General features: G+C 42.4%; 16 protein-coding genes and 2 pseudogenes. 11 read left to right on the top strand and 7 right to left on the bottom strand.

Translation table 11 applies throughout. The features are described from left to right. Positions 1 to 59 precede the first annotated feature (59 nt). From V7L31_RS28355 to V7L31_RS28345, 3 genes are all read right to left on the bottom strand, one after another. Positions 60 to 1,646, bottom strand: a complete 1,587-nt coding sequence (locus tag V7L31_RS28355) for a glucose-6-phosphate isomerase (RefSeq protein ID WP_334699303.1) — start codon at positions 1,644 to 1,646, stop codon at positions 60 to 62. Positions 1,647 to 1,924: 278 nt separating this feature from the next. Continuing rightward, complete coding sequence (locus V7L31_RS28350; RefSeq protein ID WP_292853673.1) at positions 1,925 to 2,182, bottom strand: cytotoxic translational repressor of toxin-antitoxin stability system; 258 nt, start codon at positions 2,180 to 2,182, stop codon at positions 1,925 to 1,927. Positions 2,183 to 2,244: 62 nt separating this feature from the next. Continuing rightward, positions 2,245 to 2,442, bottom strand: coding sequence for a hypothetical protein (locus tag V7L31_RS28345; RefSeq protein WP_179067621.1), 198 nt, complete (start codon positions 2,440 to 2,442; stop codon positions 2,245 to 2,247). Between the two features lie 212 nt (positions 2,443 to 2,654). Between V7L31_RS28345 and V7L31_RS28340 the strand changes: the two genes are divergently transcribed. From V7L31_RS28340 to V7L31_RS28310, 7 genes and pseudogenes are all read left to right on the top strand, one after another. Next, on the top strand, positions 2,655 to 3,788 hold the full coding sequence (locus V7L31_RS28340; RefSeq protein ID WP_334699302.1) for a branched-chain amino acid ABC transporter permease: 1,134 nt from the start codon (positions 2,655 to 2,657) through the stop codon (positions 3,786 to 3,788). Further along, positions 3,778 to 4,560: an ABC transporter ATP-binding protein gene (locus V7L31_RS28335; RefSeq protein WP_334699301.1), complete on the top strand. Its 783-nt coding sequence runs from the start codon at positions 3,778 to 3,780 to the stop codon at positions 4,558 to 4,560. The genes V7L31_RS28340 and V7L31_RS28335 overlap by 11 nt, the downstream gene beginning before the upstream one ends. Before the next feature lie 54 nt (positions 4,561 to 4,614). Beyond that, positions 4,615 to 4,845: pseudogene (locus V7L31_RS28330) on the top strand (type II toxin-antitoxin system HicA family toxin). After that, positions 4,842 to 5,066, top strand: coding sequence for a type II toxin-antitoxin system HicB family antitoxin (locus tag V7L31_RS28325; RefSeq protein WP_334699300.1), 225 nt, complete (start codon positions 4,842 to 4,844; stop codon positions 5,064 to 5,066). Before V7L31_RS28330 ends, V7L31_RS28325 begins: the two are co-directional and overlap by 4 nt. After that, positions 5,062 to 5,235: pseudogene (locus V7L31_RS28320) on the top strand (hypothetical protein); the annotation flags it as partial. The gene V7L31_RS28325 and the pseudogene V7L31_RS28320, both read left to right, overlap by 5 nt. A gap of 96 nt (positions 5,236 to 5,331) precedes the next feature. Next, positions 5,332 to 5,895, top strand: a complete 564-nt coding sequence (locus V7L31_RS28315; RefSeq protein WP_334699298.1) for a YfbM family protein — start codon at positions 5,332 to 5,334, stop codon at positions 5,893 to 5,895. Positions 5,896 to 5,959: 64 nt separating this feature from the next. Next, complete coding sequence (locus tag V7L31_RS28310; protein WP_334699297.1) at positions 5,960 to 6,535, top strand: Uma2 family endonuclease; 576 nt, start codon at positions 5,960 to 5,962, stop codon at positions 6,533 to 6,535. 88 nt (positions 6,536 to 6,623) lie between these two features. Here V7L31_RS28310 and V7L31_RS28305 read toward each other — a convergent pair whose 3' ends face one another. The 4 genes from V7L31_RS28305 to glpX form a co-directional block, all read right to left on the bottom strand. After that, positions 6,624 to 7,214 (bottom strand): Uma2 family endonuclease, encoded by a 591-nt coding sequence (locus V7L31_RS28305; RefSeq protein ID WP_334699296.1) that lies wholly within the window; start codon positions 7,212 to 7,214, stop codon positions 6,624 to 6,626. 46 nt (positions 7,215 to 7,260) lie between these two features. Then, positions 7,261 to 7,821 carry a DUF2087 domain-containing protein gene (locus tag V7L31_RS28300; RefSeq protein WP_334699295.1) on the bottom strand — a complete coding sequence of 187 codons (561 nt, stop codon included), beginning with the start codon at positions 7,819 to 7,821 and terminating at the stop codon, positions 7,261 to 7,263. A 105-nt stretch (positions 7,822 to 7,926) separates the two neighbouring features. Continuing rightward, positions 7,927 to 9,213, bottom strand: a complete 1,287-nt coding sequence (locus V7L31_RS28295) for a glutamyl-tRNA reductase (protein ID WP_289795305.1) — start codon at positions 9,211 to 9,213, stop codon at positions 7,927 to 7,929. Positions 9,214 to 9,443: 230 nt separating this feature from the next. Then, the gene (gene glpX / locus V7L31_RS28290; RefSeq protein WP_334699294.1) at positions 9,444 to 10,481 is read right to left on the bottom strand and encodes a class II fructose-bisphosphatase; all 1,038 of its coding nucleotides are present in this window, start codon (positions 10,479 to 10,481) and stop codon (positions 9,444 to 9,446) included. A gap of 333 nt (positions 10,482 to 10,814) precedes the next feature. On the opposite strand from glpX, the gene V7L31_RS28285 reads away from it, so the two are divergent. From V7L31_RS28285 to V7L31_RS28270, 4 genes are all read left to right on the top strand, one after another. After that, on the top strand, positions 10,815 to 11,387 hold the full coding sequence (locus tag V7L31_RS28285) for a DUF981 family protein (protein ID WP_334699293.1): 573 nt from the start codon (positions 10,815 to 10,817) through the stop codon (positions 11,385 to 11,387). Between the two features lie 48 nt (positions 11,388 to 11,435). Further along, on the top strand, positions 11,436 to 11,750 hold the full coding sequence (gene grxC, locus V7L31_RS28280; RefSeq protein WP_334699292.1) for a glutaredoxin 3: 315 nt from the start codon (positions 11,436 to 11,438) through the stop codon (positions 11,748 to 11,750). A 406-nt stretch (positions 11,751 to 12,156) separates the two neighbouring features. After that, positions 12,157 to 12,642 (top strand): tRNA adenosine(34) deaminase TadA, encoded by a 486-nt coding sequence (gene tadA / locus V7L31_RS28275; RefSeq protein ID WP_334699291.1) that lies wholly within the window; start codon positions 12,157 to 12,159, stop codon positions 12,640 to 12,642. Between the two features lie 113 nt (positions 12,643 to 12,755). Then, on the top strand, positions 12,756 to 13,511 hold the full coding sequence (locus V7L31_RS28270) for a lysophospholipid acyltransferase family protein (RefSeq protein WP_334699290.1): 756 nt from the start codon (positions 12,756 to 12,758) through the stop codon (positions 13,509 to 13,511). Positions 13,512 to 13,521 lie beyond the last annotated feature (10 nt).

Raw genomic sequence — 13,521 nt, 5'->3', positions numbered from 1 at the left:
TAAAAAATTGTTGCTGATACAACAATTATGGGTAAAACGTGATATTTAGACTAGAGCTATCAGCTAGCAGAAACCTTCAAACTACCGGGTTTCTGAAGATCACCTTGTAAAACAACACCTCGCTGATTGGCGTGGATATGACGCAAAATCTTGTAAATTGCCTCAACTTGATCTGATGCGCCTGCTTTTTCGGCGAGTTCGTCAAGAGAAAGGGGAGTTTTTTCTTTTTGTAGTACTGCTACCACTCGTGTTTGCAAATCCAGAATGGAGGCGGCAGCTTTTTTGCCAGCTTCTACCCCTGGTTGATGGTAGGCGTTGACGTTAACCAAACTAGCGTATAAACCAACAGCGCGTTCATACAACGCAATTAATGCCCCTACAGTTCGGGGATTAACTTGGGGAATCGTAACTGTAATGGAATCGCGGTGATTTTCATAAAGCGCTTGTCGGGTTCCTTGGAGAAAACCAGAAAGATAATCGCCTGATGTAACTCCCGGATCTATTTCAGTGGATGGGCCCTGACGATCTTCCAACACTTCAATGAAGGTAGCAAAGAAATTCGCTACACCTTCGCGTAACTGCTGGACGTAAGCGTGTTGGTCTGTTGAGCCTTTGTTGCCATAAACAGCGATGCCTTGATGGACAACATTACCGTCTAAGTCTTTTTCTTTGCCCAAAGATTCCATCACCAGCTGTTGTAAATAACGGCTGAATAAAAATAAGCTGTCCTTGTAAGGTAGGACAACCATATCTTTTTCGCCCTTACCGTTGCCAGTAAAGTACCAAGACAAGGCAAGTAAGGCTGCTGGGTTGTTTTTCACATCTGGGACGCGGGTAGCGTCATCCATCTCTTTTGCACCATCTAGGATGGCACGAACATCAATCCCCTGTAATGCGGCGGGTACTAGCCCCACAGCAGACATTTCTGAGGTGCGTCCTCCTACCCAGTCATACATGGGAAATCTGGCTAGCCAGCCTTCTTCTTTGGCTAGTTTATCGAGGTTGCTATCAACGCTGGTAATTGCTACCGCATATTGAGCAAATTCCAAATTGTGTCCGGCGTAGGCTTTTTTAACTTCAATCATGCCGTTACGAGGTTCAGGCGTTCCCCCAGATTTGGAGATCACCAATACCAGAGTGCTGGCGAGGCTATTTCGGAGATGATTGAGAACGCGATCGATACCTGCGGGATCGTTGTTATCGATAAAGTGAAGTTTCAGGGGCGGGAAATCAGGAGCGAGAGCTTCGGCGACAAATTGGGGGCCGAGGGCGGAACCACCAATGCCAATGGAAATAATATCCGTAAAGCGGCTTGCTCTGGGAGGATGAATAGCACCTGTTTGGACTTTTTCCGCAAAGGCTTCGATTTGTTCTAGGGTTTGGACTATTTCTTGTGTAAGTTCTGGCGCTGGCGCTAAATCAGGATTTCGCAACCAGTAGTGCCCAACCATGCGGTTCTCATCAGGATTTGCGATCGCACCCTTCTCTAGTTGAGCCATATCCGCAAACGCCTTGTCAAACTTCGGCTGCAACGATTCCACAAAGGCATCATCGAACCGTATCCGACTCACGTCTAAGTACAGCCCCAATCCCTCGTGGAAATATAACCAGTTTTGGTATCGTTGCCAAAGTGCCCTAGCATCCATAGGGAAATCTCAAATAAAGTGTTTCTCAAAAACCAGTTTAATGTAAGGTTATAGCGATCCCTGCCTAGCCTTATACAGTTTACAGTTTTCAGTGTTCCCTTAACCGTGCCAATTTTAGATTTTAGATTTTAGATTTTAGATTTTAGATTAAAAATTATTTCGGTTGATGCCCCGCACTTCTTTACCAGACGCTACCGCGAACGTGCTAAGAAAGCGAAGTGGGTGAAACAAATCCAAAATCCGCAATTCCAAAATCCAAAATTGATTGACTCCTCAGTTTAAACATCTGGCATAGGAATGACACGCAGAAATTTCACAATTTCACCCCTGATTTCTATACCAATCAGATAATTATCGAGGGTGAAGCGGTGAAAAATGCCTTCACCATCAAGCTGTCGTAGTTCTTGTAAATCACTCAACTGCCACTTTTGGGCTAACTCAATAAAAACAAAATCATGCACCCGCTCGTAGGCGGCAGGTTCTAGATTCTTCAGGTCTAGTAAAAAAGACCTGGCATAGCGCATTTCCAGACTCACTGGGCGTTACCTTCACCAAAACTTGAGGGGCCACTGGCATTAGAAAAGAAAGCGCTGCTGAATCAAAAAAACATCAACAGTCTTACCGCTTCTTCATGGGTTAATATATCCCACGGTTGCTGCGATCGCTTAACCTGTTGTATCGCTTTGAGCATATAAAAGTCATAATATAAACCTTCCAGAACGTTCCAAATGTCTTGCAAATCGTCATCACCTAATTGCTCAATTAGATGATGCATTCTCAGTCGCAGCAAATTCATACGTTAATTATTCCCTACCAACAAACACCAACAATAAATAGTATTCCCATAAAATTAGCTACGCTCAAGCTACGCTAAAATTTATTCGCTTAGTGAGTGGGAGTGGGGAGTAGGGAGTAGGGGCACAAGCGAAAATAACGATTCCCCATTCCCAATTCCCATTCCTACTTCCCCACTCCCCATTCCTCACTCTCCACTCCCCATTCCAAAACATGGTTGACTATCTAATTTTCTTAGCAATTTCTACAGCACTTTTCGCTTTATTCGCACTCGGACTCAATTTACAGTGGGGTTTTACGGGGCTAATTAACTTTGGTCATATTGCTTTCATGACTCTGGGAGCATATACAACCGTATTGTTAAGCTTAAAGGGTGTACCCCTATTAATATCGGCAATAGCTGGGGCAATTGTCGCCGCCTTGTTGGGTTTGATAATTGGTTTTGCAACTCTACGCTTACGGGAAGATTATCTAGGAATTGTCACCATTGGTACGGGCGAATTAATTCGTTTGGTGGTGAATAACCAGGAATTACCTGTGGGTGACACTTGGGTTTCTGGGGCGTTTGGTGTGCAAAGTTATCCCATACCCCTATCCACAGAACCGAATTTGTTTGTCAGATTTGTGATGATTGGGTTGTTAACGCTGCTAGCTGCCATAACTTTCTTTACATTGTGGCGATGGATTCGTACTACCCAAGTATCTCGGACTACTGATTTAGGCAAAAGGACAACTAGCAAGCAAGAATTTGTATCGCGCTTGGCTGTGGGAATTGTGTTAGCAATTTTGGCGGCAGCAATTTATATTTCCGGGGTGATTGGACTGTATAACTACAACCCAAAAGCAGGTTTAATGCTAGTGTTGCTGTTGGTTTTAGCACTTGTATACTGGCGCTTAGAAATTTTGGTGCGATCGCCTTGGGGTAGAATTCTCAAAGCCATCCGAGAAGATGAAGAAATTCCCAAGGCTCTGGGAAAAAATGTCTTTTGGTATAAATTACAATCTCTCATGTTAGGGGGTGCGATCGCGGGTATCGCTGGTGCTTTCTTCGCTTGGCAACTCGGCGCTATTTACCCTGATAATTTCCAACCACAAATCACCTTTGACACTTGGATTATGGTGATTTTAGGCGGTTCTGGTAATAACGTTGGCACAATCTTAGGTGCGGTAATTTTCTTTGCTTACGATGCGCTGACGCGAGAAGTCTTACCTAGAATCATTCCCCTTGATGAAGCCCGTTTGGGTGCATTTCGGATCATGGTAATCGGATTAATTTTGATGGTACTGATGATTTGGCGTCCTCAAGGTATCTTAGGGAAAAAGGAGGAACTCACCCTTGGTAAATAATCAGTCATCCCCGCTTCCCCTTTTGGTAGCCACTGGACTTTCTAAAAGCTTTGGCGGTGTCAAAGCAGTTAATGAAGCGAAAATCGAAGTCCCTAAAGGCAGCATTACGGGCTTGATTGGCCCCAATGGTGCTGGTAAAACTACTTTATTTAACTTACTCTCAAACTTTATTCGCCCCGACAAGGGACGAGTAATTTTTGACGGCGAACCGATTCACAATTTACAACCATATCAAATCGCCCAGCAGGGAGTAATACGCACCTTTCAGGTTGCACGCACTCTCTCGCGGTTGTCGGTGTTAGAAAATATGCTGCTGGCGGCGCAAAAACAAACTGGTGAAAATTTTTGGCAGGTGCAGTTGCAACCGCACATTGTTGCTAAGGAAGAAAAGCAACTGCAAGAGCGAGCAATGTACCTATTAGAATCAGTGGGCTTGGCAAAAAAAGCACATGATTATGCTGGTTGCTTGTCTGGTGGACAACGTAAGCTGCTAGAAATGGGACGGGCGCTGATGACGAATCCCAAGTTAATTTTGTTGGATGAACCAGCCGCCGGGGTGAATCCGAGATTGATTGATGATATTTGCGATCGCATTATCACTTGGAATCGCCAAGACGGGATGACCTTTTTGATTATCGAACACAATATGGATGTGGTTATGTCCTTGTGCGATCGCGTTTGGGTACTTGCTGAAGGGCAGAATTTAGCTGATGGTACACCCTCGGAGATTCAAACTAATCCCAAAGTTCTAGAAGCTTATTTGGGCAAATAAACTCATACTCATGTTAAATGCCCAAATAATCTTGGGCAAAAGGCAAATTAGTATATGCCCAAGAAAATTAGAGAACTGAAAAGTTTATTACTGCGATCGGGGTTTACCTAAAAATCGGCAAAGGGAAGTCATAGCAAATGGATACATCCAAAATTATCTAAAGCTATTATCATTGCTGGTAAAGATGGTAGTGACGCTAAACTATATTTAGAAAAACAGGTTAATGAAGCACTAGAAGAATTAAATAAGATAGAAGCGGAGGAAAAGAAGGAACCAGAAGCATGAAATATACAATCTTAATTCAATGGTCAAATGAAGATGAATGTTATGTAGTTTCATTACCTGATTTCTCGGATGTTATGCAGCCTTGTACTCATGGAGACACTTATGAGGAGGCTTTGAAAAATGCTCAGGAAGTCTTGGAAATGTTAATAGAATCTTACTTAGAAGATGGTCAGCCTTTACCAGATCCACAAACATTAGGTAAGTCTTTAAAAGTGGCTTGAATACAACATGGATGTGATTATGTTCTTGTGCGATCGCGTTTGGGTACTTGCCGAAGGGCAAAATTTAGCTGATGGTACACCCTGGGAAATTCAAACCAATCCCAAAGTTCTAGAAGCTTATTTGGGAAAAAAAAGTGCTATAAACTTTCTGTTTATGCAATGTATTTAGTAATTTGACTTTGGACAAATAAAAGTAGATGAATACTGTTACTTTTCCAAAGTCAAAGGGAACACTATTAATAGCATTTAGGTTCAACTAAATATTATGGGTATTACAGCTAGCTATAAACGCATTACGCCGCAAAAATTTGCAGAAATTCAGAATGATACTGAAGCAGCAGCATCTTTCTTTAAGCTTAATTTAGATGATTTAGTTTTTGATTTTAGTAATCCACAGACAATGATTGCCCAACTACAAGAGCAACGAAGCAATAAACGTGACTTCAGCCTTGATGATTGGCACGCACTACATTTTCTTCTCACTGGAGAGTCAAGTTTGGAAGGTGATACCCAAATATCACCCCCTCTTTGTAATGTAGTCATGGGAGGTACGCCGACACACATTGAAGCGGGTTACGGATTTGTACGCTATCTCACACTTGAAGAGGTTCGAGATGTTGCCGATGCTTTAAGTCAAATTTCTGTTGAAGAATTGAAGAGCCGATTTAATTCTACTGTATTTAATGAAGCAGGAATTTACCCAAATCCTAGCCCTGGAGGATGGGACGAAGAGGAGATAGAGCCATTGTTTGAACTATATTCAAAATTGGTAGAGTTTTTTCAGAATGCTGCAAAAGAAGGTGATATTGTTTTGCTGTCATCTGATTAATTTTTTTTGGAAATTTGGCTCTTGTTAAAATCGAGTTGTATATCTTCAGTGGAAAAAGCTTTTTATGTCAATGATGACAATCAGAGATTTAGAGCAAGTTCAAACCGCTTTTACTGAAGCAGGTTTAGATTACCAGCTGGAACTCGAAAATGGGAAAATTTCAGTCATGGGCCCGTCAGATATTGTATCCAGCGAAATCAGTAGTCGTCTCATCGCCTTTCTCTTTGCTTGGATAAATCCTCGTCGCTGGGGAAGAGTGTTTGATTCTGCTGGCGGTTTTATCATGCCAGATACAAACCTCAAAGCATCCGATGTTTCCTTTGTGCGGGCTTCCCGACTTCTCCAAAGTCCTCGTTACTTTGGCGAACTTGTCCCTGACTTGGTGGTAGAAATTAAATCTCAGAGCGATAAAATTAAACTTATAACAGCCAAGATTCTGAAATTTATAGAACTAGGAGCCGTTGTCGGGATTCTGATCGATCCTGATGAAGAGACAGTTACAATTTATCGCTCTACAGGTGAACCTACAGTTTTAGAAAATGGTGATATTTTAACGATACCAGAACTGTTTCCCGGTTGGGAATTGCCCGTTACTGAATTGTGGCCTCCTATTTTTACCGAGGGAGAAACACAAATTTAGTGAAGGATTTTGGTAGTTACTTGCTAAACAATTCCAACTTAATTTTGTTGGATGAACCAGCATCCGGGGTGAATTGGAGGTTTATTTTTCAATCCTCATTATTTTCTGCAAAATTTATTTGCTCATAAAGGTCGCGCAATTCAATTTGAAAATCAACCGTTTGCAGTGATAAAGTTGCAGATTCATCTTCAAGTTCAGTAAATGACCATTGACTTTCCGCAGTTTTTACATATTGCATCACATGATACTGATATTGGTCAATTAAAATATATTCTTTGAATTCTGGAATAGAGCGATAATAAAGAAACTTATCGCCTTGGTCATAATTTTTAGTCGATTTAGATAAAACTTCAGCAATTAATATCGGGTTCATAACCGTTGTTGTGCTGGTTCCTGTATAAATAGGTTGTCCCTCAATCACCATCACATCAGGATACGTGTGCTGCCGATAACGGGGTATCCATAAACGTACATCGCCAATATAAACATCATAGTTTTTGCCTCTCAAACCAAACTTCAAATAAGCATAAAAGTTGCCTGCAATTTTATTGTGATTTGTAGTGCCACCCGTCATCGGTACAATTTCTCCATCACGGTATTCGCTTTTGTATTCTGCTTTTTCTTCAATTTCTAAATACTCTTCAGGTGTGTAATATATTTTTTGTGTTTCTAACTGCATAAAAATACGACCTATAATTGCGCGGTTGCTTATTCATCTTTGATATCTATGTTATACGCCAATAAACCCCATTCTCTCGCTGCATTAACTGGCAAGCAATTAACTCTCGTCGCAGGGTGGCGCAGTCGGGATGGTAGTGTTTGAGAATGTCATTTACCATGCGTTCAGGATAGTTGATTCCCACTTCAAACTGGTTTACCAACCATTTAAGAATTACTAAACGTTTTTTGCGGCTAGCGGGGATTTCTTTAAGGGATTCGCCGTCGAAATAGTTTTTCAACACTTTGCTTTCCCAAGCTTCAGTATCCACATCCCCAATCAAGGATGCTATTTTCTCAGGTGTAAAAATTTCCTTGCTAATGCTTTGTAAAGCCTCGCTATCCAATTGATATAGGCGGCTATTACCTTCAGGGCGCATTGTTACCAAATTTAGGTCTTTAAGTTTTGCTAAATGATGAGATACCGTCGGTTCCTTGAGTTGCAGTAGCACCGCTAATTCTTCGACGCTACACTCCTGATTCGCCAGGATACCTACAATCTTCAATCGGCTATCATCCGCTAATGCCTTGAAAAAGCGCAGTAAGATGTTAAATTGCTCTGGCTGCATAACTAACTTCTAATTAGATAGATATCTAATTAGAAGTATATCTAATTTAAAACAAAAGATCCCCGACAACTTTTACGAAGTCGGGGATCTTACTTGTTGTTTAATTTAACTAAACTGTTCCTCTGCATCGAGGTTGAACAGCATTTGCAAAGTTTGCATACAGCGCCGTCTAGCTTCCACATCTTGCTGCGATCGCAATTGCACCATCGGGTCATGTAAAATTTTATTGACAATTCCCCGTGTTAATGCTTCAATTACCTCTTGATGTTTTTCAGCAAATTCTGAACCCAATCTCGACAAAGCTTTTTCTAACTCTTGTTCGCGGATGGTTTCTACTTTATTTCGCAGACAGCTAATAGTGGTAACAGTTTCAAGAGAACGCCACCAAATATCAAAGGCTTCCACTTCTTCTTCTAAAAGTCGCTCGGCTTCCTGTGCAATCTTGCGACGGCTTTCGTAGTTTTGCGCTACTACTGCCTTCAAATCATCCACATTAAACGCCTGCACGTTTTCTAATTCATTTACATCCGCATGAACATTACGCGGCACAGAAATATCAAATAACATTAGAGAGCGCTGAACTTCTAAAACCATTTCTAATTTGGCGCGGTCAAGTATTGGCTCTGTTGCCGAAGTACTGGTAAACACCAAATCACTATCGGCAATTACGCTCATCATTTCCGATAGCGGATGAATATTGATCGGTTGCTGAGGGAATTGCTTTGTTAATTCTAGGGCGCGATCGCGAGAGCGATTTACAATACTAATTTCCACAGCACCTTTAGAAATTAGGTGTTGCACCAGCAGCCGCGACATTTTACCAGCACCCAAAATTACCACTCGGCAAGCAGCTAAATTTGCCACTTTTATCTGTGCTAACTCCACAGCTGCCGAACTGATCGAGACAGCCCCAGTACCAATACTAGTTTCAGTGCGAACCCGCTTACCAGCTGTTAGCGCTTGTTTAAATAATCGATTCAAAATGGTTTTTATACCGCTATATTGCTGCCCCAGTTTGTGAGTAGTCTTCACCTGAGCCAGAATTTGACCTTCTCCGAGTACCAGACTATCTAAACCACCTGCTACCCGCATCACGTGCATCACGGCATCATCATGGAGCAGCATAAATAAGTGTTGTCGCAGAGAAATCACGGGTAATTTACTATATTCCGCAAGAAACTGCGTTATTTCCCGGATACCTTGGTCTGCTTCACTGGTAACAATATAGATTTCCAGGCGGTTACAAGTGCTAAGAATTGCAACTTCGTCTATATGGGGATAGCTGGCCAACTGAGCGATCGCACTTTCAATTTGTGGTTCTGGAATGCTCAGTTTTTCCCGGACTTCTACTGGGGCTGTCTTATGGCTTAACCCCACCACTGCTATATTCATTTGCTAAATCGTAGTTACTAATTGGTAGTTGGCAATCTGGCATTAAGTGAGAATAGGGAATGGGGAATTTTTATTATTGGTTGATATTTTTCCAACCAACAATTAATCACTAACTACTAACTACTAACTACTGTAAAGGAAAAGCATTTTGGTGACTATTTTTCCGTTTTATAGAAAGATTTTTTCCTTATGCTTTGCCTCTACTTTTACCATTCCCCATTCCCTAAAAATTAGTTCAATTGGAGAACTTTTGGTTCGCCAAACAAGTGAATTGTGTCAACAAATCGAGCAGTTTTCGACTGGTTAGAAATAACTAAGCTTTGAGTTCTTGCCCCGTCCTTGAAGAAACGTACACCCTGCATGAGATTACCACTGGTAATGCCGCTAGCAGCAAACAGAATAGTTTTACCAGATGCTAGTTCATGAGCATCATAGACCTTATCGGGGTCATTGATATTCATAGACTTTAAGCGATCGATATTGGCTTCTCTGCTTTCTCCAATCAAACCTGTTTTTACGACTGCTGGATCGTAGATCAGTTGACCTTGGAAATGTCCACCCAAAGCACGCATTGCTGCTGCCGAGATTACACCTTCAGGAGCCGCACCGATACCCATCAGCGCGTGGATATTAGTTCCAGCAAAACCACAGCTAATAGCTGCACCCACATCACCATCTGAAATTAGGGCGACTCTAGCTCCAGCCTCACGAATTTCTTTAATTAAATCGTTGTGGCGTTCGCGCTTCATTACTACCACAACAAGTTCTTCAATACTCCGGTCTAAAACCTCAGAGAGAATCTTCAGGTTTTCCGTGGCTGACTTGTTGATATCTACTTTGCCCTTAGCTGCGGGAGGTGCTGCTAACTTCTTCATGTAGAAGTCAGGAGCAGCAAATAATCCGCCCTTTTCAGAAATTGCCAAGACAGCCATCGAACCAGGTTGTCCATAAGCTACCAGGTTCGTACCTTCACAGGGGTCAACTGCGATATCAATTTCAATTAGTTCATCTGGGTTACAGAAACTTGCGGCATCTGGTTGGGTACAGATACCAACTTCTTCCCCGATGTATAGCATCGGCGCGTCGTCACGTTCGCCTTCCCCGATCACGATGCGACCGCGCATGTGGATTTTATTCATCCGCTCCCGCATCGCTTCCACAGCTACCTGGTCAGCGATATTTTTTTCGCCTTTCCCCATCCACTTTGCGGATGCGATCGCGGCTTGTTCCACTACTTCAATAATCTCTAACCCAAGTGTATTTTCCACAGAGTCTACCCTCTCAGCTGCTTGAATTTGCGTCGTTTCATCTGCCTATTTCAGTTTTCAAGTCTACCAAAGGGCGGATACACGTGGAGGAAAGTTAAGTTTTACTGCTAACTGGTTACAAAAGTGCCATTTAAGACATTCTTGTTTTTTACCTTTAGTACTTCAGTATAAAGCGTGTTCAAAATTAACTAAGTTAAAAACTATTACAAATGGGTAGCAGTTATTCAGTATCTATCTTTAGGTATAAAATAATTAAGAAAAAAGCTGGTAAATTCACTAAAAACTGAAAAACGAGGTGCAGAGTTTAGAGCTTGTTAAATTAAGAGGTTAATCGTGTTTATCGACTACATCACCCTCATGTTAATTAACATGGTGGCTGGCTTATTTCTACTAGCTGACTACGTGTATCGTGGTATAGATAGTTCTAACCAAAAACAGTGGATTCCGGGATTTGGCATAACCGGTGCGATCGCACTCACAACTGGTTTACACATGAGCTTCACCTGGCCAGTAATGGGTAGCTTTAATATTGCCTTCGGTGAGACGAGTGTACTATTTGGAATCTTGTTTGTCGCTGCTGCGATCGCCCTGGCTCAAAATTGGGATTTATTGACAATAGCAATTTATGGCTTCTTTGCTGGTGCAGTTGCGATCGTAGTCGGTATCCGTATCATCAACTTGAATTTGACAAAGCAACCGCTTTTATCGGGAATCGGCTTTATTTTAACTGGATTAGGTGGGATTTTTGCCGCGCCAACTCTCTATTGGAAAACCAACCGAACCTGGCGGCTAATTGGCGTAGCAGTGCTGATAGTAGCGGCTTTAATTTGGGCATTGACTGGATATTTATCTTATTGGAATCATTTAGAGGGTTTCCAAAAGTGGGTTCCAGCGCCTATGCGGTAAGCAATGTTCTAGGCTAGAGACATAGTTAAAACCTTGCTTAAGATCAATATGCTGGACTTTCTTAATCCCTTATTAAATCGCCATCCAGAGCGAGTCAAAGCCAACGTCGAACTTTACACCTGGCAAACTTGTCCTTACTGCATTCGTGCCAAAATACTGCTGTGGTGGAAAGGTGTAAATTTCACTGAATACAAAATCGACGGCGACGCAGCAGCCAGAACCAAAATGGCAGAACGCGCCAACGGTCGCCGTACAGTACCGCAAATTTTTATCAATAACCAGCACATTGGCGGCTGCGATGACCTTTATCAACTAGACACACAAAGTCAACTCGATCCCCTTTTAGCCCAAGCCGCTATTTAGACACGATAAATCGCCATCACAAAGAGGAAAAGGGGCAGGGAGCAGGGAGCAGGGGGGAGAACCCCATAAATAAATTTAGGGGCAAGAAAACGGACGCATTATTTCTCGTGGCACTCTCCGCGACGCTCATTCGCCCTTGGCGTCTCCCCTTGGGAAAAGACTCGCTAACGCTGCGCTATCGAAATAAATATTTTAGATGAGGGCATAAATAAATTTAGGGGCTTGAAACCCTTTGAGCAGGGGAATTCCAGAATCTTTCTTCCCTGCCCCCCGCTCCCTGCTCCCCTGCCTCTTGGTCAAGACGAAAGATTATTGTAGAGACGGCGATTCATCGCGTCTCTTCCCTTAACAGAACAGTTAGATAAAAGTCAGAATATTAAGTTGCACATCATGCATTGATAAGAAGATGCTAACTAAGTATACAGAATATCTTATACATCAACAATGGATGAATTATGCCCTAGAATTAGCAAAAACAGCAGGTGATGCAGGTGAAATCCCTGTCGGTGCTGTTATCATTAATTCAACAGGCAAATTGCTAGCACAAGGAGAAAATAGAAAAGAGCGCGACAAAGACCCTACTGCTCATGCGGAAATTCTAGCTATCAAGACAGCTGCAACAACTTTACAAAATTGGCATCTTAATGAATGCACTCTGTATGTAACTCTCGAACCTTGCCCGATGTGTGCAGGTGCTATTTTGCAAGCGCGTCTAGGACTACTGGTATATGGAGTAGACGATACAAAAACTGGCGCAATTCGTACAGTTATTAACATACCCGATAGCGCTGCTTCAAATCATCGCTTACAAGTAATCGGAGGCATTCTGGAGTCAGCTTGTCGTCAACAATTACAGGCCTGGTTTGCCACTAGGCGGCGTCGGGGAAAATAACGGACAGAGGTAAAACTGTCCATCTAGTACGACACAATTCACGCAAGAGAATCTACGGTGTAACTAATCAGACTTTTCGTTAAATTTTTACCTGTCAATCAGCTGCATCCGTCATGATGGAATTTTATTCTTCATCCGATAACTGCCAGCGCACACCAGCAAATCCTCAGGTAGATAGTGCTACCTCAAGGGTTTCTCCTTGGTTAAGTCCTCTGGCACATTTATTAGGGCGTCACTGCCTATTACCATTATTCTTTGGACAAATTAGAATAACCGGACAAAAAAATATCCCCACAACTGGGCCTGTGATCCTTGCGCCTACACATCGAGCGCGTTGGGATGCCTTGCTCGTACCCTATGCTACCGCTTCTCTGAGAAAACAAGACTTGCGGTTTATGGTGACGATTGACGAATGCCAAGGTTTGCAAGGCTGGTTTGTCCGACGTTTGGGTGGGTTTCCTGTAAATTCTAAGCATCCATCAATCCGCACGCTGCGACATGGAGTCGAGCTACTTCAGCAGCAAAAAACCCTGGTAATCTTTCCAGAAGGTAACATTTTTCGCGATGGTCAAGTTCACCAGTTAAAACCAGGAATTGCTCGTCTGGCTTTGAATGCTGAATCTAGTCATTCGGGGCTGGGAGTGAAAATTATACCTATAGGCATTAATTACAGCCAACCTTATCCCAATTGGAGTACAGATGTGAGTATTGACATTGGTTCCCCAATCAGAGTAACGGATTACATGAGTGGCTGTATAAAACAAGATGCCAAAAGCATTACAGCTGATTTAGCCAAGGCACTGCAACAACTAAGTCATCAAGAAACAAAAGTTACTAATCACGCATTTGCAGAAATTACTAATTCTTAATGTCGTAAAT

The sequence above is a fragment of the Nostoc sp. genome (genome assembly GCF_036916655.1).
Classification (GTDB): domain Bacteria; phylum Cyanobacteriota; class Cyanobacteriia; order Cyanobacteriales; family Nostocaceae; genus Nostoc.
The sequence above is the reverse complement of the archived record's forward strand: the minus strand, read 5'-3'. Positions and strand labels throughout refer to the sequence as shown.